At 65.5% G+C, this 22,780-nt stretch carries 18 protein-coding genes; 3 read left to right on the top strand and 15 right to left on the bottom strand.

All coding sequences use genetic code 11. The features are described 5' to 3' along the window. Positions 1-23: 23 nt before the first annotated feature. From G3N95_RS04265 to G3N95_RS04235, 7 genes are all read right to left on the bottom strand, one after another. On the bottom strand, positions 24-962 hold the full coding sequence (locus G3N95_RS04265) for a triphosphoribosyl-dephospho-CoA synthase (RefSeq protein WP_205968775.1): 939 nt from the start codon (positions 960-962) through the stop codon (positions 24-26). After that, positions 962-1,915, bottom strand: coding sequence for a RimK family alpha-L-glutamate ligase (locus G3N95_RS04260; protein WP_205968682.1), 954 nt, complete (start codon positions 1,913-1,915; stop codon positions 962-964). Before G3N95_RS04260 ends, G3N95_RS04265 begins: the two co-directional genes overlap by 1 nt. 1 nt (position 1,916) lies before the next feature. Beyond that, positions 1,917-2,945, bottom strand: a complete 1,029-nt coding sequence (gene mch, locus G3N95_RS04255) for a methenyltetrahydromethanopterin cyclohydrolase (RefSeq protein ID WP_205968681.1) — start codon at positions 2,943-2,945, stop codon at positions 1,917-1,919. Then, positions 2,920-4,104 (bottom strand): ATP-grasp domain-containing protein, encoded by a 1,185-nt coding sequence (locus G3N95_RS04250; protein WP_205968680.1) that lies wholly within the window; start codon positions 4,102-4,104, stop codon positions 2,920-2,922. Before G3N95_RS04250 ends, mch begins: the two co-directional genes overlap by 26 nt. A gap of 7 nt (positions 4,105-4,111) precedes the next feature. Then, positions 4,112-5,032 carry an NAD(P)-dependent methylenetetrahydromethanopterin dehydrogenase gene (locus G3N95_RS04245; protein WP_205968679.1) on the bottom strand — a complete coding sequence of 307 codons (921 nt, stop codon included), beginning with the start codon at positions 5,030-5,032 and terminating at the stop codon, positions 4,112-4,114. Positions 5,033-5,054: 22 nt separating this feature from the next. Continuing rightward, complete coding sequence (locus tag G3N95_RS04240) at positions 5,055-6,074, bottom strand: beta-ribofuranosylaminobenzene 5'-phosphate synthase family protein (protein WP_205968678.1); 1,020 nt, start codon at positions 6,072-6,074, stop codon at positions 5,055-5,057. 192 nt (positions 6,075-6,266) lie between these two features. After that, entirely contained in the window at positions 6,267-7,238 is a 972-nt protein-coding gene (locus G3N95_RS04235) for a LysR substrate-binding domain-containing protein (RefSeq protein WP_205968677.1), read from the bottom strand. A gap of 133 nt (positions 7,239-7,371) precedes the next feature. On the opposite strand from G3N95_RS04235, the gene G3N95_RS04230 reads away from it, so the two are divergent. Genes G3N95_RS04230 through gph form a run of 3 tightly spaced genes read left to right on the top strand, consistent with a single transcriptional unit; the run spans position 7,372 to position 10,223 of the window. After that, positions 7,372-8,514 (top strand): fructose-1,6-bisphosphatase, encoded by a 1,143-nt coding sequence (locus G3N95_RS04230; RefSeq protein ID WP_241018190.1) that lies wholly within the window; start codon positions 7,372-7,374, stop codon positions 8,512-8,514. Positions 8,515-8,529: 15 nt separating this feature from the next. Beyond that, entirely contained in the window at positions 8,530-9,402 is an 873-nt protein-coding gene (locus G3N95_RS04225) for a phosphoribulokinase (RefSeq protein WP_205968676.1), read from the top strand. Between the two features lie 47 nt (positions 9,403-9,449). Then, a complete protein-coding gene (gene gph / locus G3N95_RS04220) occupies positions 9,450-10,223 on the top strand; it encodes a phosphoglycolate phosphatase (protein WP_205968675.1) in 774 nt (257 codons plus the stop codon). Between the two features lie 31 nt (positions 10,224-10,254). Here gph and G3N95_RS04215 read toward each other — a convergent pair whose 3' ends face one another. The 8 genes from G3N95_RS04215 to G3N95_RS04180 all read right to left on the bottom strand — a co-directional run bounded on the left by G3N95_RS04215 (position 10,255) and on the right by G3N95_RS04180 (position 22,531). Then, positions 10,255-12,288, bottom strand: coding sequence for a sigma-54-dependent Fis family transcriptional regulator (locus G3N95_RS04215; RefSeq protein WP_205968674.1), 2,034 nt, complete (start codon positions 12,286-12,288; stop codon positions 10,255-10,257). A 246-nt stretch (positions 12,289-12,534) separates the two neighbouring features. After that, positions 12,535-13,182 (bottom strand): two-component system response regulator NarL, encoded by a 648-nt coding sequence (narL, locus tag G3N95_RS04210; protein ID WP_205968673.1) that lies wholly within the window; start codon positions 13,180-13,182, stop codon positions 12,535-12,537. 218 nt (positions 13,183-13,400) lie between these two features. Next, entirely contained in the window at positions 13,401-14,351 is a 951-nt protein-coding gene (locus tag G3N95_RS04205) for an electron transfer flavoprotein subunit alpha/FixB family protein (protein WP_205968672.1), read from the bottom strand. Further along, entirely contained in the window at positions 14,351-15,151 is an 801-nt protein-coding gene (locus tag G3N95_RS04200; protein ID WP_205968671.1) for an electron transfer flavoprotein subunit beta/FixA family protein, read from the bottom strand. The genes G3N95_RS04205 and G3N95_RS04200 overlap by 1 nt, the downstream gene beginning before the upstream one ends. Continuing rightward, positions 15,148-16,704 carry a hypothetical protein gene (locus G3N95_RS04195; protein WP_205968670.1) on the bottom strand — a complete coding sequence of 519 codons (1,557 nt, stop codon included), beginning with the start codon at positions 16,702-16,704 and terminating at the stop codon, positions 15,148-15,150. The genes G3N95_RS04200 and G3N95_RS04195 overlap by 4 nt, the downstream gene beginning before the upstream one ends. A 31-nt stretch (positions 16,705-16,735) precedes the next feature. Next, positions 16,736-18,898, bottom strand: coding sequence for a heterodisulfide reductase-related iron-sulfur binding cluster (locus G3N95_RS04190; RefSeq protein WP_205968669.1), 2,163 nt, complete (start codon positions 18,896-18,898; stop codon positions 16,736-16,738). A gap of 162 nt (positions 18,899-19,060) precedes the next feature. Further along, the gene (locus G3N95_RS04185) at positions 19,061-21,253 is read right to left on the bottom strand and encodes an FAD-dependent oxidoreductase (RefSeq protein WP_205968668.1); all 2,193 of its coding nucleotides are present in this window, start codon (positions 21,251-21,253) and stop codon (positions 19,061-19,063) included. A 165-nt stretch (positions 21,254-21,418) separates the two neighbouring features. Next, positions 21,419-22,531, bottom strand: coding sequence for an aminomethyltransferase family protein (locus tag G3N95_RS04180; protein WP_205968667.1), 1,113 nt, complete (start codon positions 22,529-22,531; stop codon positions 21,419-21,421). Between the last annotated feature and the right edge of the window lie 249 nt (positions 22,532-22,780).

The following is a 22,780-nucleotide window of genomic DNA, read 5'->3' as shown; positions in this document are numbered from 1 at the left end:
GGCGCACCTGAAGCACGCGCCGTTTAGTATTCGGCAGCGATTTCGATGCTGGCCTCGCGTGCTGCGCTTTCCATGCAACGCACGCGCAGCAGCGAAGGGTCCAGGCAGGCGCATGCGAAAAGCGTTGCTACCGTCAGGTCCGCAGTCGTGCCTGGGTTGATGCCTTCGCGCTTCATCGCATCGTCCCATGCAGCGAGCTTGTCGAAGTCGAGCGCTGTTTGCATGTGCCACGCGCGGGCATCGAGCGTGACTCTGCGCGCCACCGCGATACCGTGCTTTCTTGCGATATGCGAGTCGGGCCAGTGGGACAGAAACGCAAGCCACGTTCTGAGCACCGCTCGCAGCAGACGCGGTTGATCGGTGGGACCGACGGGCGCCGCGCCCAAGGCCGCGCGCATCTGGATCACACCATAGCTGAGCACGTCGACGAAGCCGCTCGCATACTGACGCGCGATGCTGTCGCGGTCTCTTGCCAGCGTCATCGCGCTGAGCAGATCGACGGTCGGCGCTGTGCCGACATTCTGGCTGGGCGCTTCGCCGAGGCCGCCCGGATTGGCCAGCGCAATCGCGCGATAGGCGGCGCACGCATCGCTCAGATCCAGACGCGACAGGGTCGCGCGCACGGCGAGATGCGCTTCGTGCGCGGTCGGTCCGCGTTGCGTCGTGTGCAGGCTTTCGAATGCATGCGCGAGCGGCGCGCATAGCAGTACGATGCCCAGATTCGTATTGCAGCCGGCTGCCCGCATCGACAGACTCACCGCGCGCTCGATGCGTTCGCCCACGCTCGCGCCGCATGCCGTCACGGCGGGACACGACGCCTGCGCGCTGGCGATGAACAGATCGGCTGTCATCCGATGCCCCGGCGCGCCGAAGCTGACGTTGCCGGGCTTCGCGCACAGCACGTCGAGCGCGCACGCCCACGCGAAGGCGTCGGCGATCGTATCGGCGCGCGTGCCGGGCATCATGCGACTTCCTTGATGTCGACGGCGCGCCGCGCAAGCGCCATGCGCCGGTTCAGCAGATCGTCGACGATACAGCCCGCGATATCGAACGATGTCACCGACTGCAGCCCGCGCCACGCGGCCACGCCGTTCACCTCGATCACGGTCGAGCCGAACGGGTTGTCGTCGCAAGGAATCAGGTCGACGCCTGCGTAGTCGAGTCCGAGCGCGGCGCTCGCGCGTTCGGCGAGCGTCGCGAGCGGCGCGCTGAGTTCCGCTTCCTCGCAGCGCGCGCCTTGCGCGACGTTGTGCACCCAATGCTCGCTGATCCTGCGCATGGCAGTCATCGCCTTGCCGCCGATCACCATCACGCGCCAGTCATAGCCCGGCTCGCTGACGGGCCTGACGAAGCGCTGCAGATACGCGAGCTGTCCATACGCCTTCAGCGCCGGCAGCGGCTCGCAACCCTCGGGGCTCGCGCCGATCCGCATCACGCCCTTGCCTTGCGAACCGAATAGCGGCTTGATCACGACCTCGTGGTTTTGCCTGCCTTCGCGCATCAGCACGCGCTGCGCGAACGGGGCGGATTCGGACACCCATGTCGGCGGCGTCGGAATCCCCGCGCGATGCAGCAGAAAGGTGGTCATCGATTTGTCGACGCTGCGCTCGATCGCCCGGGCGTCGTTGTAGACGGGCACGCCGAGTTCCCGCAGCGCGTGCAGGATGCCGAGCCGCACGGTGACCTGCTCGAAGGTCCCGCCCGCGATGCCGCGCACGATGACGGCATCGGGCAGGCCGCGTCCGTAGCCTGGAATCGCGAGTCCGTGCGGCGCATGCGTGGTGTCGAAGCGGCAGTCGGCCAGATCGACGCAGCGGCCCTGCGCGCCGCGCTCGCGCAGCGCCCGTTTGAGACGCGAGGTATGCCAGCCGGTTTCGTCCGTCATGATCGCGACGGCGAGCGGGGTGCCTGTCATCTCACACCTCGTCGAGCCACAGCGGGCGCAGCAGATCGAAACGGGTTGCGCCCGCGTGGAAGGTGCGTCCCGTGGTCAGATTGCTGACCCAGACTTCGGCGGGCGCGAAAAGCGCAGGATCGATCTTGTAGAAGTCGAATTCGTATTCCTTGAACACGTCGGCGAACGGCCGGCCAAAGTCTTTCGATGCAGAAGAGGGAAGGCGTCGCGCGAGATCGCGAGCGGCGTCGTCGCTGCCCGTCACGCTCAGATGCACACGGCCGCCGTACAGGATGGCGTCGTTGGTGCGGCCCATCGCTTCGACGCCGTCTTGCGCGGGCGGCGGCAATGGCGCACTGGCGGAGCCTTCGCGAATGTCGTCGAGCGCGAAGCCGAGTTCGTGCGCCTTGTGCAGCGCGACTTCGAGCGCGCGCGCAACCACTTGCGTGGTGCCCGCGCGGCTCGACGTCGGCGTGAGGATCAGCGTGAGATTGCGCGGCTGCAACTTGCAGTCGCGCAGAATCTTGTCGATCACGACAGCGGGCGGCGCGCGATCCACTTCGAGCACGAGGCAGCCCGTCGACACGACGTCGCGGTAATCGAGTTCGTCGAATAGCGGCTCCTTGCACGCGAGCGAACGCGCCGGCCCCGAGCCGAGCGCGAAGAACTTTTTGCCGCCCGTTTCTTCCTTGCTCGCCGCAAGACTCCAGCCTGCGTATTGCGACGCGAGGCAGGCCAGCACCGGTTGCGCGCTGGCGATCTCGACGAACGTCGGCCATTCTTCCGTCGCGTTGCGCGACGCAGCGGCGCGCAACGCGACGCGCCCCAGGCCGCCCATGCAGATTTCGCCGATTGCGATACCCGCGGCGACGCTGCCGGACGTATCGATGCCTGCATCGACGATCATCACGCCGCGCTCGTCGCGCTTCGCATCGATGCCGAGTTCGGTGTGTCGTTCGAGCAGACTCGCGATCAACGGCCGAACCAGCGTGTTGACGCTCAGAAACGAAGGCGACGGCGAAACATCAGCGAGAGAGGGGGAGGTCTGCATGGCCTGATTTCCGGGTGATGTCGATGGAGAGAACGGTTGCTGCGCGGGCGGCGAGTTCCTTGCGTAGTGTGGCCGGCGGCGTGCCGTGCGCGCAGTCCGCCGATACGCTGCACAACGGCGCGCCCGCCGCGACGACACTGCCCGTGACGGGAATGTCGTGACACCAGCCGAGATTCAATGCGCGCTGAACGAATTCCGGCGATATCTTGCGGTCGCGATCGGCGAACACGATCAGCTCGCCGCGCATCGACGCTGTCTGATCGAACGGATTCGATTCATCGGCATCGAGCGGCGCGCCCGCGCACGCGCGCGTATGCAGCGCCAGCAGCGACGGGTTGGCGTCGCGATCATGAAGGGACAGCGTGGCCGAGGGCCGCGCGTTGACTTCGAGCACGAAGCAACGCTCGCCGTCGAAAATGAAGTCGAGACTGTTGAGCCCTTTGAGTCCGGCGCGCGACACGATGGCATTCGCAGCGCGGGTGATCTGTTCGCGCAGCGACCGCGGCACGTCGATGTTTCCCAGCGCACCGCCATAGACGAACGGATGCGTGTTGCTCGAAACGATCAACTGTTCATTGAAGCCGATGATCGCGGCGCGACGCGTATCCGCGATGAACAGCGCCGACATCGAACGGCCTGCTTGATGGCGCTGAAAATAGCTGTCGCCGTTCACTGCGATGGTCGCGGAGGCGTGGTGGATATGAACGCCGCCCGTGCCGTTCGCGCGTTTGACGAGCCAACCTGCTGTATCGGCAGGTACTTGCAACTGTATGTCGGGATGAGGAATGCCCGCGTCGTCCAGCAACGCGAAGAAGCACGCCGGGTCGCGCACCGCGTCGCATGCTTTTCGCGTGTTGCCGATCGGAGCAAGCGCGATGCGCCTGTCGTCGAGCAGTTCGCGATGCGCTTCGAAACCGCTGCCTGCAATCCAGCCGATCACGTTCGGGACGCGGCTGGCCGCGTCGAGCGCTTCGCGCACACGTCGTGGATCGATCGACAGCGACTCGGATTCGCCGATCGAATACCACATGCCCGACGTTCGCCGCGTGTCGGTGTCGCCGAACAGATCGAGCACGATCACGCGCCAGCCGGCACGCCGCGCCGACTCGGCCAGCATGCGGGCGGACAACGCGGCGACAACGACGACGGGCGGCGACACGGCGGCCTCAGGCTGCGGCGAGCGAGGAACGCTCGGCCACCACGCGGCGGGCCATCTCCATCGCGTCTTCGAAGCCGAGATAGACCTTTTGCTTCGCCGCGAGCATCTGCATGAAGAGCCGCTGCTGCACTTCGTATTTGACGTTGCCGATCGCGAGCGCGCCGATGCCGAGCGCGCCGTGCTGACCGACGCGCTTGCCGTTGTCCATCACGCCGACGCCCGCGATGCCCGCAGGCGGCACCGCGTTCACATCGGCGGCGACGAGCAGGCGCGACGCATCGTTCACCTGCTGCGCGCTCATCACTTCGACGCCGGCAGCCGCCGTCGCGAACACGACGTCGACGGACTTCAAGGTTTCCGCCAGCGCATCGGCGCTGCTTGCATCGGCGCCTTCGAGCGCGGCACCGAAGCGCGCGGTGGCGCGCTCGCACGCCTGTCGCGCGGCGTCGAGTCCGCGGCTGCTCGCCAGCGACACGCGCGCGCCGGTCTGCGCCGCCAGCACGCCCGCGATCAGTCCAACCGGCCCCGTTCCGCCGAACACGAGCACGCGCTTGCCATCGAGACTCGTGTCGAATGCGTGGCGCAGTTGCCATTCGACGCTCGCGACGAGCGCGGCCGCCGTCGTGAACGAGCCGCTCGGATCGGCGAATACGGACACTTCGAACGGCGGCACCATCGCTTCGCGCGAGAGGCGCAGCATGTCGGTGGCGAGCATCACGTCGCGTCCGCCGATGAAGATGCCTGTGTGCGCGACGCCTTTGGGGCCGCGCGAAAAAATCGCATCCTGTGTCAGCGGCCCGATCAGTTTGGCGTCGACATCGGTGTAGGGCACGACGACCTGATAGCCCGCATCGACGGCCATGTTCACGTCGAACGGGCTCATCTGCCGTCCCGGTGTGAACATATGGAGAATGTGTTGGCGTTCCATGTTTCCTCGGTAAACAGGGTGATCAATCCTGGGCCGATGCCCAGGTGACGGTAGCGCCCGCGTTGAGTCCTCTGACGATCTCGACTCGCAGTCCGGGCCCGATCTCTTGCGCGTCGCGCGCCGAACGCAGCGCGTGTTCCGCTTCTTCCTGCGACTCCATGATCGCGAACCCGGTCGGCCCCCACGAACTCTGGCCGATGCCCGCGCAATAGCGCGCGCCGATCCAGTCGAGCACGCGTCCGACGTCGGGGCTCGTATAGATGCCGCCTTGCGACTTCGCGAAGTAGCGGCCGATGCCGTCCTGCAGCGCGCTCACGCCTTGCGCGAAGGGCGCGAACTCGTGTTCCGCGACGGCGGGGAGTATCTGCATCAAGGTCAGATGGCACGCATGCGCGGCGAGTGCCTGCGGGAACGGCGGCAGCGCGGCGAGCGCCTGGCGTTCCGCCGGACCGGAGAGCCCTGTGCGCGCATCGTCGAACACGAGCATCACGCGCCATGTGGACGGGAAGTCAAAGCGCGACAGCACGGGCGGCAACACGCCGGGCCCGCGCGGACCGCCATCGACGATCAGTCCGCCGCGCTCGAACCCGGCGATGCCGACACCTGAACGCGCACCGCGCGCAAGCGCCGGAGCGAGTTGAGCCGCGCTGAGATCGAGGCCGTGCAGACGCGCGAACGCATGACCGACAGTCAGCGCGAGTTGCGTGCCGGAGCCGAGCCCGGCATGGGCCGGCAATGTGCGACGCAGCCGGATATCGACGGGCGTGTCGTGTCCCGTCAGATTGCGCAGCGTGTCGATATGCGCCTTCACGCGCGGCAATTCATCTTGGGCCGACGGCACGGCGCTGTAGTGGTCCTCGTCATCCGACGAAAGGCGCGCGTCGAGCGTCGTGCTGATGCCGTCGATCACGAGCCCGAGACTGCCGAAGCGTCGTCCGAGCGACGCGCCCGGATCGAGGAATCCCAGATGCAGACGTCCGGGTGCGTTTACGGTGACGATGCTGGTGTGCTTCGTCGATTCAGCGGTGCCATGCAGGCTCATAGGCGCGTTCCCCAATCCCTGGACGGGTGATCGTTGTCGGGGCATCAAACGCAAGCGCTATGCCATGCGTGCCGTTCACACGCGTGAACGCCTTTGAAATTGCGTGTGCGCGCGGCGGATGTTTTCAACGGGACGTCCGTCGGGAAGAACGGTGTGCAAGCGGACCTTGTGCAAAATCGGTGACATTTTGCTTCATGTCTGCACGAACGGACTCGCGACCTGAGCAGGCGGCGTGAGGTCCGCGAACTGGCCTTCGAGCCACGAACCCGTCTTCTCGATCAGAAAGCGCCGGAACGCTGCGCAGGCAGGCGACAGTTGCTTTGCGTTCATATGCACCACGTGCCACACGCGATCGATGGGCGTGCCGTTCACGTGCAGGATCGCTATCTCGCGCGCGAGCAGTTCGAGCCGCAGCGTGTGCAGCGGCAGCAGGCTCACGCCCATGCCCGCCACCACCGCCTGCTTGACCGTCTCGTGGCTGTCGAGCGCGAGCGTGCGGGCCGGCGTGAACAGATGCTGCTGGAACATTTCATTCGCGACGGCCGCCGTGTCGGAACCCGGCTCGCGCATCAGAAAAGTGTCATGGCGCAGTTCGTGCAAGTCGAAACGCGCTGCATCGACGAATGGATGCGTCGTACTTGCGGCAATCACGTGCGGGTTGTACGCGAGCGGTTCGCAGTGCGCGTCGAGTTCGACGGAAGGACGGCCCATCACGGCGAGGTCGATCGCGTTGTCCTGCAACTGGCGCAGCAACGTGTCGCGTTTGGCGATCGAAAAGTGGATATCGACTTTCGGATGCCGCTCCGCATAGCGCGAAATCTGTCGCGGCACGAAGTAGCGGGCGGTGCTGACGAGACCGATCGACACGGTGCCGCCATCCGCCGAAGAGAGGGCGCGCATCGCATCGTCGGCATCCTTGATGTCGCCAAGAATGCGCTTCGCGTGATGCGACAGCGTCGTGCCTGCCTCGGTGAGCGCGATTCGACGACCGATGCGCTCGAACAGCGCGAGTCCGATCGCTTCTTCGAGTTGCTTGATCTGCATCGATACGGCTGGCTGCGTCAGATGCAGCACCTCCGCGGCGCGCGCGAAGCTCTCGTATTGCGCGGCAGCCGCGAAGATCTGCAACTGGCGCAGCGTGAGGGTGCGAAGCAGGTTGAGCATGATGGTCACTCCACGCAGCGGCAGATAAGCATCGCTTAAAGCGCAAATAAGAATCTCTGAATTTTTCTCTCGGGCCCGCTGGCTTACTGTGTTTGCCAGCGGTCAACGCAAGCAACGGACGATCGAGGTCACGATGAATGCACGAATTGAACCAGGCGAGCAGGCGCAGTCCGCCGGCATCGCGAGCGGCCGCTGCGTCGACATGGATGGCGCTCAACCGGCGCTGCCGGACTTTCTCGCCGACCATCTGGCGCCGCGCCGTGCGCAGGCGCCCGGCGTCGTGCATGCCGCCGACGCCGAAGGGCTCCGTGAGGTGATCGACGAAATCGCAGGTACGGTGAAGCGTATTGCCGCGCGCATCGCACAAGGCGCGATTGGCGGATCGCGGCACGCAACGCCGGGCGATACGGCCTTGAGCGTGGCCGTCCAGGATAGGTTGATCGCGATGTGCGAACGCAGCGCCGGAATCGCAGGGCTGGTCCTGCCCGGCATGGCGTCCGCGCGCCCGACATCGGCGGGCCGCTATGTGCTGTTTGCCGACTCGCTCGACGGCGCGGCGAATGCCGAATCGAACGTCGCGCTCGGCACGGTGTTCTCGATCCGCCACGCGGGTGCGGCAAGCGCCGATGGCGGCTGCGTGATCGCGGGCTCCAGACAGCTTGCGGCCGGTTACGCGCTCTACGGTCCGGCGACGATACTCGTGATCACAGTCGGGCGCGGCACGCACGGCTTCACGCTTTGCCGCGAACGCGGTGAATTCGTGCTGACGCATCGCGAGATGCGCATTCCCGAGCAGGGCGCCGAACTGGCCGTTAACGGCGGCAACGAGCGCTTCTGGGAACCGCCTGTGCAGCGTTACGTCAACGAGTGCCGCGACGGCAGCGCGGGCGTGCGCCAGCGCGACTTCGAAACGCGCTGGATTGCATCGCTGGTCGCCGATACACACCGTACCCTGATGCGGGGCGGCTTGTGTCTGTTGCCGCGCGAGAGCCGCTGTGCGCCGCGCGCCGCGCGTCAGCCGCTGCTGTATCAGGCGCAGGCGCTCGCGTGGCTCGTCGAGCAGGCGGGCGGCCTAGCCAGCACGGGACGCGCGCGGCTTCTCGATGTCACCGCCGACAACGATACGCACGCACGTACGCCGATGTTCTTCGGCACACGGTGCGAGGTGGAGCGCATCGAGCGTTATCACCGCGAACACGAGCGGGGCGAAGACACGCCGTTCACGTCGCCGCTCTTCAACGAGCGCTCGCTGTTTCGTCCGGAAGCACGCGTGTAGACGGGGAGCGAGAGCATGTCGATCGAACATCCGATTGTCGCGGTGACGGGCTCGAGCGGCGCCGGCACCACCACCGTCATGAACAGTTTTCAGCACATCTTCCGGCGCGAAAAGCTCAATGCGCAGATCGTCGAAGGCGACGCGTTTCATCGCTACGACCGCCTGGCGATGCGCGCCGCGATGAAAGAGGCGGAGGAAACACAACGTCAGTTCAGTCACTTCGGACCCGAGGCGAATCTGCTCGAAGAACTCGCCGCGCTGTTCGCCGAATATGCGGCGACGGGGCGAGGGCGTGTGCGCAAGTATCTGCACGATGAAGCCGAGGCCGCGCAGTACGGTCTGGAACCCGGCATGTTCTCGCCGTGGATGGACCTGGAGCCGCCCACCGATCTGCTCTTCTACGAAGGGCTGCACGGAGGGTTCGTCGGTCGCGGGATCGACGTGGCGCAGCACGCGGATCTGCTGGTGGGCGTCGTGCCCATCATCAATCTCGAATGGATCCAGAAGCTGCATCGCGACAAGACGCTGCGCGGCTACTCGCAGGAAGCCGTGATGGACACGATCCTGCGCCGCATGCCGGACTACGCGCATCACATCTGTCCGCAATTCAGCCGCACGCATGTCAACTTCCAGCGCGTGCCGACTGTCGACACGTCGAATCCGTTCACCGCCCGAGACATTCCGAGCGCCGACGAAAGTTTTGTCGTGATCCGCTTCACGAACCCGAAGGGGATCGACTTTCCCTATCTGCTCACGATGCTGCACGACTCGTTCATGAGCCGGCCCAATGTGATCGTCGTACCGGGCGGCAAGATGGGGCTCGCGATGCAGCTGATCTTCACACCCATGATCCTGCAGATGATCGACCGCCAGAGACGCGCGGCCTGATCGTTCTGCACGAACGAACGTCCTAACCGTCAACAGGAGACACAGACATGCAAGTCATGCCGCGCAATCTGCCGATCGATGCCGTGCTGTTCGATCTCGACGGCACGCTGTTGCACACGTCGCCGGATATCGGCAATGCGCTCAACCGCGCGCTGGCCGAAAACGGCCTTCCGCTGCTCGCGCCAGGCGTCGCGCAAACGTTGATCGGTGGCGGGTCCGAGATTCTCGTCGATCGCGCGCTGACGCTGCTGGGCGTCGAGTCGCGACCCGCGACGCTCGATCTCGTGCTGCGCCGTTACGAGTCCTGCTACCACCAGATCTGCCGCGACGACGAGCAGTTGACGCAGCCTTATCCCGGCGCTGAAGCGACGCTCGACAGCCTGCGCGGCATGGGGCTCAAGCTCGGCCTCGTCACCAACAAGGAGACGCGTTTCGTCGATCCGCTGATGTGGCGCTTCGGATTGCAGGCATGGTTCGACATGGTCGTCGACGGCAACGCGCGGCTGCCGCGCAAGCCGGACCCCGAGCCGCTGCTGCACGCATGCGAAGCACTCGGCGTCGATCCGGCGCATACGCTGTTCGTCGGCGATTCGGTGACGGACGCGCTCGCGGCGCAGGCGGCGGGCATGCCGATGGTGTGCGTCAGCTATGGATACAGCAGCGATCATCCCGTGAGCGAACTGCCGTGCATGCGCGTGATCGACAGCATCGGCGAATTGACGGAACTGATCGGCGGTCCGCGTAAATGGCATCGTCCGGCGCGCGGCGATCATGCTGCCGCTGGGATGGACATGCAGATGCGCTCCAACCTGCCGAACTGAACCGGCATGCGCCGCGAGGCGCGTCACGTCTTCACGTCTTGATGTGCACGCGCCTCATCTTCCGGTAGAGCGTATTGCGCGTGATGCCGAGCGCGAGCGCAACCTGGCTCACATTCCAGCGGTGCTTGTCGAGCAACGCGAGCAGTGCTTCGCGTTCGGCCTGCAGAATCGCATTGAGCGGTGCGTTCGATGCCTCTTCCGTATCGGCGGAGTCGTCGGTGTCGGAGAGGGCCGTGGGCGCACTGACGGCTTGCGGCCGATTCAGGTTCTTCTCACGCTGCACGAGCCACGCGGGCAGATGTGCCGTGGTGAGTTCATCGCCGTCGCAGAGCGCCGTTGCCGTACGCAGCACGTTGCGCAACTGGCGGATATTGCCCGGCCAGTCGCTGTCGAGCAGAATCTGCCGCACATCCGCTGAAAGCCGTGGCGCCGGCGCGCGCTCCTTCTCCAGCAAGTGGCGGATCAGCGCGAGCTTGTCCTTGCGCGCGCGCAGCGGCGGAAGCTCCAGCATCACGCCATTGAGCCGGTAGTAGAGATCTTCACGGAACTGCCCGCTTTCGACGAGTTCGTTCAGGTCGCGATGGCTCGCGCTCACGAGCTGAAAGTCGACCTTGACGACCGCTTCCGAACCGAGCGGCGTGACTTCGCGTTCTTCCAGCACGCGCAACAGCCGCGCTTGCAACGCGAGCGGCATGTCGCCGATTTCATCGAGGAACAGCGTGCCGCCGTCGGCCTGCAGAATCTTGCCGCGCCGTCCTTCGCGCTGCGCGCCCGTAAAAGCACCGGCGCGATAGCCGAACAGTTCGCTTTCGATCAGATGTTCCGGCAGCGAAGCACAGTTGACCGCGACGAACGGGCCGTTGCTGCGTTCACTCGCGGCATGCAGTGCATTGGCGAACACTTCCTTGCCGCTGCCCGTTTCGCCGTGAACGAGCACGGCGATGCCGCGATCGATCACGCGCGCGCCGAGATCGAACTGACTCGCGATCTGCGCATCGCCGAATTCGACGCGCGCTGTGCCCTGGCGCAATGGGCTCGTGCTGCGCGTTGCGCGAGCCGGACGGCGAGCGAGCGCCGACGACGCGTCATCGTTCGATGCTTCCGCGCGTGCGGGCGCGATGGTTTCGCGTGCGGCACGATCGCGCGGCTCCTGGGCGACGACGAAGAAGCGGCTCGATGCGTGCGTGCGATAGATCGCTACGGGATAGAACGAGCTGCGCGTGCTGCGCGCGACGATCTCGCCCAGCGACGCATTGAAGATTTCAGTGACCGGCTTGCCGGCGATCTCGTCAAGCGTCACGAAACCCAGTTGCGCGAGCGCGCTGCGGTTCGCGCCGAGGATCGTGCCGTCATCGTCGACCGTGAGCTTGCCCGCATGCAAGGTGCCGACGAACTCGGGCCTGCTGTGAAACTGGATACGAAACGCGTGCGTATGACGGGCATCGAGCAGACGGTTTTCGATCATCTGCCGCGACATGCCTACCAGCACGAGCGAATGCTGCTGCAACAGCGGCGAGCGGCTGGTGACGTCGAGCACGCCCGCGATCGATCCGCCTTCGTCGAATACGGGCACGGCCGCGCAGGTGAGCGAGGTATAGCGCTGGTAGAAATGTTCGTGCTGGCGCACGGCGATCGCTTCGCCTTCCGCGAGGCAGGTGCCCATGCCGTTCGTGCCCGCTTCGCGTTCGTTCCATATGGCGCCCGCGCACAATCCCCAGTCTTCGACCTCGCCTGCGAACTCCGGCGAAGACGCGAGATGCAGGATCACGCCGTCGCTATCCGTGAGGACGACGGCAAGCTCGGAGTCGCCAAGCTGCTGATAGAGCGTGGCCATCTCGAGCTTCGCGCAATCGACCAGACTGGCATTCTGTTCGCGGCGCAACGCGAGTTCGGCGCTCGTCATCACGGGCGGCGGCAGGCACACGTCGGGATCGAGTCCGTAGTTTTCGATGCAGCGCGTCCACGAGCGGACCACGGGCGCGCTCGGTGCGAATCCGCCAGGGCGCGTGCGCATGATGGCTTCGACCTGGCTGGCTTGTCCCGCGAGCGGCTGGCATGACGACATGGTGAACATCTCCGAGAATTCGCTGCGCACTTGCATGCGGACAGTGCGCCACATTGAAGCCCATTATTGGCAATCGGAATTCACGTGACAATCGGCCATGATGGGCTACCTCCCGGGGAGTAGAGGTTAACCAGAGCAGCGCGATACGCGATACGCGATGCGCGAGGCACGCACAGCAGAACGCCGCCGCGAGCAGGACGCGGCGTCGATGATGGGGATCGGAAGCGGCGCATACGCGCCGCGATATCAGTGATGCGAGCGCGAGCCGTGTTCCTGCTGCCACAGCACGGCTTCGAGACGCGAGTGCAGATCGAGCTTGCGCAGCACGTGCTTGACGTGCACCTTGACCGTGCCCACGCTGATGTCGAGCTTGCGTGCGATCGCCTTGTTGCACAGGCCCGCCACGAGGTAATCGAACACCTCGACTTCGCGGGCCGTCAGATCGTTCTGCGCAGCGGGAATGCGCTGGCCGCCCGAGAGCGCATGAACGAGACTGCCCGTGACGGATTCGCTCAGCACGGCCGTGCCTTTCAGCGCTTTCTGCAGCGACACGCACAAGTCCTCGGGGTCCATGTCCTTCAGCAGATACCCGTGTGCGCCCGCGCGCAACGCGGCGACCACGTCGCGCTCGTTGTCCGACACCGTCAGCATGATGAAGCGCGCGTCGACACCGGCCTGGCGCATGCCTTCGAGCGTTTCGATGCCGTTCATGCGCGGCATGTTCAGGTCGATCAAAACGACATCCGGCTTGAGCCGCACGGCCATTTCGATGCCATCCTGACCCGAGGTCGCTTCGCCCGTGACCTCGAACGCCGGGTTCATCTGGATCAGTTGTGCGACGCCCTTGCGAAACAACGCGTGATCGTCGATCAGAAGTACTGTGTGAGGGACCATCTGCTCTTCCTGGACTCATTGACCAGACCAATGCGCTTCGTCGGTCCGGCTGGCTTGACTGCGTCTTGCGGCGCAGGGCGATGTCGTGAAGCTGTGAGCGGTGGCTTATTGTTTCTGTTGCCGAAGTGTTGCGTCGATGAGTTTAGCAATTAACCACAATTGAAAAAATAGTTTGCACCCGGAATGCACGCGCGTTCCGGGTTTTCCATGATGCCGGTTTAGAAGTGGCCGCGCAGTTCTTCCGCAATGTCGAAGATGTCGCCGACGATGCCGTACTTCGCGATCGAGAAGATCGACGCTTCGGGATCGGTATTGACGGCGATGATGTTCTCGACGTGCTTCATGCCCGCCATGTGCTGCACCGAGCCCGAGATGCCCATGGCGATATACAGTTTGCAGGCGGCTGCTGTCTTGCCGGACTGGCCGACCTGATGCGCTTTCGGCAGCCAGCCCGAGTCCGCGATGGGACGCGAGCAGCCGAGCGTCGCGCCGAGCGAGCCGGCGAGTTCGCGGAACTGTTCAACGTTCGTTTCCTCGCCGATGCCACGGCCAATCGACATGATGAAGTCCGCACCGACGATATCCACGTCGCCGCTCGCAGCGGGTTCTTCGAACGACACATGAGTGCTGCGCGGCGTGACGGCGGGGGCGTCGAATGTGCTGACCTCGGGCGTTCCGGCGGCGTCGGGCGCCTTGAACGCGCCGGGCCGCACGGTGACGACGACGGTGGCGTGCCCGGGAAACTCGATCTCCATGTTGACCTTCTGCCCGTAGCCCGCGCGCGTGGCGATCCAGCCGTCGCCGTCGCGTGCGAGCCCGAATGTGTCAGTGGTGAAGCCGTAGTTCCCCTTGACCGCGAGAGGCGCGGCGTAACCCAGCGTGTCGATCGTATGCGGCAGCAGCACGAGCGAGGGCTGGCGCGCTTCGATCAGCGCCTGTGCAACGGCCTGGTACGTGTCGGGGTCGAACGCATCGCTCGCCGTCTGCACAGTGACGATCTCGTCGACGCCTGCCAGCTTGAGCGCGTCGACGAATGCTGCGGGCGTTGCGCCCAGCACGGCGACCGTCACGCGTTCGCCGCCCGCTTCACGCGCGGCGCCGATCAGTTCGGTGCTCACGGGGCGCAGTTGCCCCTGACGATGTTCAGCAATAACCAGAATCCCGCTCATTACGCTTCTCCCCGAAGTTCCTTGATGATGCCCGCGAGGCGGGCGGCCTGTTCGGCGGGCGTGCCGTCGATCATCTGCGCACGTCCGAGTTCGGGCACATAGACGCGCCGGATGCGCGACAGCGATCCTCGTGCGCCCGTCTGCTCCGCGGGCAGACCGAGTGCGTCCGGCGTCACGGCTTCGATCGGCCGCGACGCGGCCTGCTTGATGCCGCGCAGCGACGCGTAACGCGGCGTGTTGATGCCCAGTTGCAGCGTGAGCACGGCGGGGCATTGCACGGTGACATTCGCGTAGGCGCCCCCTTCCAGCTCGCGGCGCGCGCTGGCCGTGCCCGCGCCGGGCGCGTATTCCAGACCGGCGACGACAGCCGCGTGCGGCCAGTCGAGCAGACCCGCGAGCGCCATCCCTGTTGCGCCGTACGCATGGTCGGACGCCTGCACGCCGGCGAAGATCATGTCGGGCGCTTCGCGGCGCGCCAGCGCGGCGAGCGCGCGCGCGATGCCGATCGGGTCGGCGTCTTCCAGTTCGTCGTTCCAGATGCGGATCGCGCGGTCGGCGCCTTTGGCGAGGCACTTGCGCAGCTCTTCGTCGGCGCGCTCCGGGCCGACGGTGACGACGACGACTTCGATGCCGTCGCCGTCGGCGCCTTCCTTGAGCCGCAGCGCTTCTTCAAGCGCGTAGTGATCCCATTCGTTGAGGTCGAAGACATGAAAGTCCGCTTCGACGTCGCGGTCGTCGTCGCGCAGCTCGAAATCCTCGTCGAGCGACGTGACCTGCTTGATGGTTACGAGTATCTTCATCCTGCCTCCTCCACTGATGTGGTCAATTGATGTGTGTCTGGCTCAGGCGGTCCCGCTTCGTCAGCGGCGCGCCGTTGCTGGCACTCCCGTTCGCGCGCGGCGGCGAGTGTGCCGGCGAGATGGCCGTACATGCGGGCACGTGCCTCCATGTCCGGTTCGAAGCGCATGCGCCAGCGGTCCGCATCGGTCAGGCTCTGATGCATGAACACGAGCACGCGGTGCAGCGGATACGACTCGTCGCGCAGCGGCAGCAACACGCGCCGCTGCGCATGGCGGTTGAGGATGACGGCACGCCGCACATCGGGCGACGCATGCTGGGCAAGGCGCGCGAGCGTTGCCTGCGGCGTGCCGCGATGGCGCGCGACGCCCGCCAGCACGTCGATATCGTCGTCCTGCAACAGACGATGCAGCACGCTGCCGGGCAGTTCGTCGCGCAATGCGACGCCCGCGCGGACCCACGCGACCTCGTCGTTCGCGAGCAGCGCGAGCAGTGTCATCGGGCAACCCGTATGGCGCGTGACCGAGCGGCGCACGTCGGGCTCGCGGTCACGTGCAAGACGATCGAGCCAGCTGCGTGGGCAGGCCCGGTTGCGCGCGAGACTGCTGCGCACCCACACGTCGCCGTCGCTGGCGAGCCACTCGACGACCTTGAGAGGCAGATCGTCGCGCACGGCGACCGCGCGTCTGACGAGCGTGTCCGCGTCGAAGCACAGCAAGATCAGCGCGCCTGCGGGTGTCGCCGGATTGGTGGCGGCGGCGCGGCGGACGGTCGGGTCGTCATCGCGTGCCAGTGCGGTCAGGATCTCGGCGGCCGTGCGCACGTTCGATGCGAGGCTGCGCCGTTCCGCGCTCGATGCCGGGACCGTGCGCAACAGTTCGTTCGGGCACGCGCGATGACGCAGCACCTGAGCGCGCACGGCGCTTTCACGCGTGCTTTGCCATAGCTGATGCAGCGTGCGTGCATCCGTTGCGAAGTGAATGGCGAGCAGCCGCTGCAACGGCGCGATACCGCGGCCGGCGAGGTGCGCCAGCAGATCGGGCTGTATGCCGACGTTTTCGCATAGCGAGCGCAAGGTTTCGATGCTGTCGGCGTGCGCCGCGATTTTCTCCAGCAGCGCGGGCGGTGCAAGCGGATGTCGCGCGATCAGTTGCGCGAGGCGTTGGGTGCCTTGCTCAGCCGTCGTGGCTTCGAGCGACGCGGCAAGCCTTTCCAATCCGTCGGCGGGCGTGGCGGCGTTGCGGGCGAGGCGCGTCGCCAGCGTGCCGTCAGCGTCGGCGGTGGCGAGTATGCAAAGCCTTGCAAGCACGGCAGGCGGCGCATACGGGCAGGCCGCGAGCGCGAGCCGTTCGCTGCGTGCGCCGAACATGCGCGCTTCCAGCCGCTTGCGCTCGGCACCGCCCGCGTGCGGATAGAGCATCGCGCAAGCGAGCGCATCCGGCGCGTCGAGCGCGAGCCGCATGAGTTCCCGCCAGTGGCGACGCAGCCGCGCGCCCGCGCGTGCGTCATGCGCGGCGCACGGTTGGCTGTCGGCGTGACGGGCGGTGGGCGTCATGGCGGCGATGGGTCGCTGGAGGTCGTGTTGCTCAGGCGTCGGCCGTGATGCGGACATCGTCCGCGGGCGGCGCGTCGTCGTTGACGTCGACGAGGCTCTCGGCAATCAGCTCGATCAGCTCGCGCACGACGAAACGTCCTTCGTAGCCGCTCGTCTTCAGCGCGTCTTCGAACATCGTCAGGTCTTTCGGGCAGCACACGACGAACACCTCCAGACCTTCGATGCTGGCCGCTTCCTTCATGCGGTTTTGAGAGGGCTTTTCCTGACCGACGGGATCGTTCATCCAGATACGGCCGCCGCCTGCGCCACAGCAGAACGAGTTGTCGCGCGAGCGTTTCATTTCGACGAGATCGCAGCCGAGCGCTTCGATGATCTGGCGCGGCGCGTCGTAGCCCTTGTTGAAGCGGCCGAGGTGACACGGATCATGGAAGGTCACGCGATAGCCGAGCTTGCGCTTCGGACGCAGCCGGCCCTCGGCGAGCATGCGCGCGACGAGGCTCGTGTAGTGCTCGATCTCGAAGTGGCCGCCGAAGTCCGGGTACTCGTTGCGGATCGTGTTGTACGAATGAGGGTCTGTGGTGACGATGCGACGGAACTGTGAGGTGCCGAGTGTCGCGATGTTCTGCGTCGCGAGCACTTCATACAGGCCTTCTTCGCCGACGCGCCGCACATCGTTGCCCGCGTTCGCTTCGCCTTCGAACAGCAGGCCGAAATCCACCTCCGTATCGTGCAGCAACGTGGCGAAACCCTGCGTGACACGCTGGTTGCGCGGATCGAACGACGCGTAGTCGCCGACGAACCACAGCAGATCGACGGGCTCCTTGCGCGCATCCTTGATCGGGAAGGGCAGCGACTTGGTCCACGCGGCGCGTTTGCGTTTCGATTCGTTGAACGAGTTGCCGTTCTTGTGGATGGCCTGCAAGGTCTTCTGCACCTGCGGTTCCATGTTGCCGTCTTCGACGAGATTGCGGCGCAACTGCACGATGATGGGCACGTGTTCGACGGCGACCGGGCAGATCTCCACGCACGCCATGCAGGTCCGGCACGACCAGACCGTTTCCATGAAGACCTGGCCGATGTCCTTGCCGTGCACGTCGAGCTTGACCTCTTCGGGCAGCGTGTTTTTCTCCAGCGCGTCGTTGGCGAATTCGCGCAGCGACAGGATCACGTCGCGCGGCGAGAGCGGCGCACCGACGGCGCGCGCGGGGCAAGCCTCATGACAGCGGCCGCACTTGGTGCAGGCGTCGAGATTGAGCAGATGCTTCCACGTGAAGTCGGTGATCGTCTTGTAGCCTGCGCGCGGCGCGTCGGCCTCCACTTTCGGCAGGCGCTGCGCGGCGAGCGGGTCGCGCATCAGCAGCGAGCCGCTTGCCGTGAAGATGTGCTTGACCTTGGTGTACGGGATGAGCGCAATGAACGTCAGCGCGAGCGCGCCGTGAAACCACCACAGACCCGTGCGCATTACGTATGCGGCCGACGCGCTGAGCCCCGCGCCGCGCATGATCTCGGCGAGCAGCGCCGCAACGGGCGACCACCAGCGCGTGTCCCACACCACGGCGCGATCCTGCAGCCACACGAGGCGCAAGCCGCTCAGCACGAAGCCGGTGATGCCGATCAGCACGAGCGACCACAGGAAGGCCCAGTCTTCGCGACGATATCCGCTGCGGTCGTAGTCGGGGTCGCCGGGCTTGCGATCGGGGCGCGTGTAATCGAGCTTCGGCGGTTTGATCCAGCCGCGCCGCGCCATCATGTAGATCAACCCGCCCACCAGCGACAGGCCGGCGAGATTCATCGCCAGCTTGAAGAACAGATAGAAGTTGCCGTTCCAGAAATGGAAGCCGAGAAAGCGCGCGGTGATGTCGTAGTCGACGGTGACGGTCGCCGTGCCGAGGAACAGCACCGCGAAGCCGTAGAAAATGAAGCGATGCGCGCGGCCCGCTGCCGGGTCGCGTCGCGCGATCGTGCGATGGCTCAGCACCACGCGCACCATGGCGCCGACGCGTTCGCGCAGATCGATCGGGCCGGCTACGGGTTTGCCGCGCCGGTACTTGCGCACCTGCACATAGACGCCCCACGCGAATGCGGCCATCGCGCCGACGCCTGCCAGATAGAACAGTACGATCGCGAACGTGGGGAAGCCCTCGAAGAGGATCCGGGTGACGTTGACGGGGTCGAAGTTCGCTGCGCTCGACATGGGCTCGTCCGTTGAAAGAGTAAAAGGGGCACCCGCCCCGGCATCGGCTGCACGAATCGCCGGGTGCGGCGATCCGGACGGCGCGATGCGCGTGGCGTCCTGACTGCGGGGAAGGGCGGAGGAAGCCGGCGGCCTTGCCGGCTTCCGTTGCTTACCGCTGCGTTACTTCTTGTAGACGATCTCGAAGGTGCCGCCGGGTTGATGCGGCGTGCCCCACACGGCCACTTCGCGCTTGTACGGCAGCGGGAACTGGGCGTTCTTCTCTTCGATCTCGCGTGCGAGGCGATGGCCCGTGAAGGTCGCATCGGCGATCAGACGCGGCGCTTCGGCATCGCCGATCAGATACACGGCCTTGATACCCTTGCCGTCCCATTCGCTCTCACGCTGTTTCAGTTCGCGATACAGGCCATCGTTCGAGCGGCGAGCCGTCACGAGCACGAGCGAATCGAATTCGAGCCAGCGGTGCGTCTTGTTCTCGTCGCGCGGCAACTGGCCGGCGCCCTTGTACGTGCGGCGCGAACCATCGCCCCAGATGTTGTAGATCTGGATGCGGCCCGGCTCGATGCGGCTTGCGAAGTGATCGCCGAGTTCATTCACGCCCAGTTCGTGCAGGCGGCGCATCATGTTCGGATACTCGAGCGTGAAGTGCATGTAGTTCGCGAGATGCACGCCGCTCACGATGGTCACTTCGTGACCGGCCGCCGCGAGCTTTTCCGCGAGGCTCGGCGCCATGAAGTACGTGTCGGCATTCAGGATCACGACGCGCTTGCCGATCGCCTTCTTGCCCGACAGCACCTGTTCCGGCGTCAACTGGTCCGGCTGCGAGGCATCCGCGCCCGGAATCGGATCGTGCGTCAGGCAGTTGGTGCCGTCGCCGACCCAGTGCGAACCCGTGGCGATCACGACCTTCTCGGCGCCGTAGTCGAGCACATCGTCGGCCGTGAGCGGCTTCTGACCGAGTGCAAGCTGGCTATGACGGTTCTTCTTCAGCAGCTTCGTGATCTGCGTTTCGCGATAGTCGCGGTGATAGCCCCATTCGCCGAGGCCCGGCAAGGTGACCACGCTATTCAGATGGCCGCCGATCTTCTCCGCCTGATCGACGAGGTGCACCGTGTAGCCGCGTTGCATCAGCACGCGCGCGCACTCCGAGCCTGACGGACCCGCGCCGACCACGAGCACCGAATCGTTCGAGCTGCATTCGGCGAACTTTTCCGGGTGCCAGCCGCGGCGATACTCTTCGCCGGCCGTTGCGTTCTGCGTGCAGATCATCGGCGGGCCGCCGATTTCCCAGCGCGAGATGCACACGTTGCAGCCGATGCAGACGCGAATATCGTCGACGCGGCCTTCGTCGATCTTCTTCGGCAGGAACGGATCGGCAATCGACGGACGCGCTGCGCCGATGATGTCGGCGATGCCCTTCGTGACGATCTCCGTCATCTTCTCGGGATCGGTGAAACGGCCGACGCCGAGCACGGGCTTCTTCGACACTTCCTTGATGAAGCGCGTCCACGGCACCTGATGCCCTTGCAGATAGAAGCGCGACGGGCCCGCGTCTTCACCCCATTCGGCGATATCGCCGACGTCGACGTCCCACAGGTCGACGAGCGAATCGGCCATTTCGACGAACTTCATGCCGTCCTTCTCGACTTCGATGCCGCCGCTGCCGTACAGCGAATCGACGGCGAAGCGCGTCGCGATTGCGCAGTCGCTGCCGACGGCGCGACGCACTTTCTCCAGCGTTTCGAGCCAGAAGCGCGCGCGGTTTTCGAGCGAGCCGCCATAGCCGTCGGTGCGCTTGTTGTAGTACGGCGAAAGGAACTGCAGCGGCAGATACGAGTGCGCGCCGTACACGTAGACGATATCGAAGCCGGCGTCGCGGGCGCGCAGCGCGGCATCGACATAGAACTGCTGCACGTCGCGAATGTCGTCGAGATCCATCTCCTTGCAGTAGGTCAGGGTCTCGAACTCGGACGCGTACTGGCTCGGGCCGCGAGGCGTCGCGCGGCTCTCCATGCACGGCGCGTGTGCGCCGCCGTACCACATTTCGATGCCTGCCAGCGCGCCGTATTTATGAACCTCTTCCGTCATCGCGCGCAGATTGCGCACGTCGCCTTCGTCCCAGATGCGCGCTGAAAGACGGTGTGTGTCGTCCGACTCGGGGTGGATCGAGCAGTACTCGGTGTTCATCGCGCCCCAGCCGCCTTCGGCTTTCATCGAGCGGTGGGCGGCCTGAAAGCCCGGCAGGTTGCTGCCTGCGCCGATGCAGTGCGGAACCTGATAGAAGCGGTTGCGCAGGGTCTTGGGGCCAATCTGGATCGGCTGGAACAGCACGTCATGACGGGGATCGCGGGGCATGGAAAATGTCTCCTTTAACATGGACTACCGAGACAAAGGCGGGCTACGGCCGTGGACCGTCGAACCCTGGACAGTTCTTGTACTTCGCTCTGCCTCTGTCTTTCTCGTGGTGACGGCACGCGCGCTGCGGCGTTGCGCGTGCCGCCGTATCGTGGGGACTGCGTGTCAGGCGGCGACGCGGGTGCGCAAGCGCATCGGGTCGTAGAACGGCGTCTTGCTGACGACGCCGTTGAACTTGCCGGCCGCGTCGCGAATCTCGACCTTGGTGCCGAGGGCCGTGTGGTTCGGCTTCAGGTGCACCATCGCGAGCGACTGCATCAGATAGCGGCTGAAAATCGAACTCGTCACGACGCCGACCTGCTCGTCGCCGATATAGATCGGCGAACCGGCGCTCACGGCCGCGTCGTGCCTGACGACCACGCCCGCCTGCTTCACGCGTTCCTTGCCGCGCGCGGCGAGCAAGGCCTGCTTGCCGACGTAGTCGCCCGCCTTGTCGACGTCGACCATCCAGTCGAGATTCAGCTCCCACGGCGTGGTGTCGCCTTCGGGCATGTCGAACGGATAGAAGAGCAGCGCGGCTTCGATCCGCGCGATTTCCAGCGACATCCACGAGGCGGGCACCGCGCCGTGCGGCTTGCCCGCATCGAGAATGCCGTCCCACAGCGCGACGGCGTCGGCGGAAGCGCACGACACTTCGAAGCCCTGTTCGCCCGAATAGCCGCCGCGCGACACGATGATCTTGCGGCCGAAGAGTTGTGTCTCGACGTGCGCGAAGTAGGGCAGCTTGTTCAGTTCGATGCCGATGTGCGGCTGCAGGATGTCGGTCGAACGCGGACCTTGCAGCGACAGCATGTGCACGTCGAAGTCCTGGCGCCATTCCACGTTGCGCTTGTGCGCGGCGCGTTCGAGAAGCGACTGCGTGGTGCCGCCGCCATGCGAGAGCCTGAAATGCTGCGGAGCGTCGTAGATCACCATCAGGTCGTCGCAGACGCCGCCGCGCTCGTCGACTTCGGCCGCGAGCCGAGCGGTGCCCGGCTTCATGCGGCTCACGTCGACCGCGCAGATGCTGTCGATCACGGCTGCCGCATCGGGGCCCGTCACGCGCACGATGTTGAGCGCGCTGATGTCGTAGAGGCCCGCTGCCGTGCGCACGGCGACCACGTCGTCATACGGATCGCCCGAGTAGTACCAGGGAATCGGCATGTCGTTCCAGGAGTCGCCATCGAGCTTCGAACCTAGCTCGCGATGACGGGCGTTGAGAATGGATTGCCTTGTCATGATGTTTTCCCGAAAGTAGGACCCTTTACTGGGCAATGACTGCACGCGTTTGGTGTTGCGAAGGCGGCGATATCGGACGGGCTGGATGGGCCAGCGTCGATGAGCGCAAGTCTCTGCCGTTCAATTTCGCCCCACAATCGCCCGGTGGCACTACCTCCCGGTGGGTAGACGCGGGTACTCCGGCTGCGCCGGCGCAAGAAGAAAATGAGCACGTCCGGCTGCGAAGCGAGACTGTACGTTTGCCGAAAG

Source organism: Paraburkholderia sp. Tr-20389, from assembly GCF_017104565.1.
Lineage (GTDB): Bacteria > Pseudomonadota > Gammaproteobacteria > Burkholderiales > Burkholderiaceae > Paraburkholderia.
This window is presented reverse-complemented; position numbering and strand designations above follow the sequence as displayed.

Excerpts from the sequence above, each read along its gene's own strand:
- G3N95_RS04265 (WP_205968775.1), bottom strand. The coding sequence starts at position 962 with ATGCCCGGCACGCGCGCCGATACGATCGCCGACGCCTTCGCGTGGGCG.
- G3N95_RS04260 (WP_205968682.1), bottom strand. The coding sequence starts at position 1,915 with ATGACAGGCACCCCGCTCGCCGTCGCGATCATGACGGACGAAACCGGC.
- mch (WP_205968681.1), bottom strand. The coding sequence starts at position 2,945 with ATGCAGACCTCCCCCTCTCTCGCTGATGTTTCGCCGTCGCCTTCGTTT.
- G3N95_RS04245 (WP_205968679.1), bottom strand. The coding sequence starts at position 5,032 with ATGGAACGCCAACACATTCTCCATATGTTCACACCGGGACGGCAGATG.
- G3N95_RS04240 (WP_205968678.1), bottom strand. The coding sequence starts at position 6,074 with ATGAGCCTGCATGGCACCGCTGAATCGACGAAGCACACCAGCATCGTC.
- G3N95_RS04235 (WP_205968677.1), bottom strand. The coding sequence starts at position 7,238 with ATGCTCAACCTGCTTCGCACCCTCACGCTGCGCCAGTTGCAGATCTTC.
- G3N95_RS04230 (WP_241018190.1), top strand. The coding sequence starts at position 7,372 with ATGAATGCACGAATTGAACCAGGCGAGCAGGCGCAGTCCGCCGGCATC.
- G3N95_RS04225 (WP_205968676.1), top strand. The coding sequence starts at position 8,530 with ATGTCGATCGAACATCCGATTGTCGCGGTGACGGGCTCGAGCGGCGCC.
- gph (WP_205968675.1), top strand. The coding sequence starts at position 9,450 with ATGCAAGTCATGCCGCGCAATCTGCCGATCGATGCCGTGCTGTTCGAT.
- G3N95_RS04215 (WP_205968674.1), bottom strand. The coding sequence starts at position 12,288 with ATGTCGTCATGCCAGCCGCTCGCGGGACAAGCCAGCCAGGTCGAAGCC.
- narL (WP_205968673.1), bottom strand. The coding sequence starts at position 13,182 with ATGGTCCCTCACACAGTACTTCTGATCGACGATCACGCGTTGTTTCGC.
- G3N95_RS04205 (WP_205968672.1), bottom strand. The coding sequence starts at position 14,351 with ATGAGCGGGATTCTGGTTATTGCTGAACATCGTCAGGGGCAACTGCGC.
- G3N95_RS04200 (WP_205968671.1), bottom strand. The coding sequence starts at position 15,151 with ATGAAGATACTCGTAACCATCAAGCAGGTCACGTCGCTCGACGAGGAT.
- G3N95_RS04195 (WP_205968670.1), bottom strand. The coding sequence starts at position 16,704 with ATGACGCCCACCGCCCGTCACGCCGACAGCCAACCGTGCGCCGCGCAT.
- G3N95_RS04190 (WP_205968669.1), bottom strand. The coding sequence starts at position 18,898 with ATGTCGAGCGCAGCGAACTTCGACCCCGTCAACGTCACCCGGATCCTC.
- G3N95_RS04185 (WP_205968668.1), bottom strand. The coding sequence starts at position 21,253 with ATGCCCCGCGATCCCCGTCATGACGTGCTGTTCCAGCCGATCCAGATT.
- G3N95_RS04180 (WP_205968667.1), bottom strand. The coding sequence starts at position 22,531 with ATGACAAGGCAATCCATTCTCAACGCCCGTCATCGCGAGCTAGGTTCG.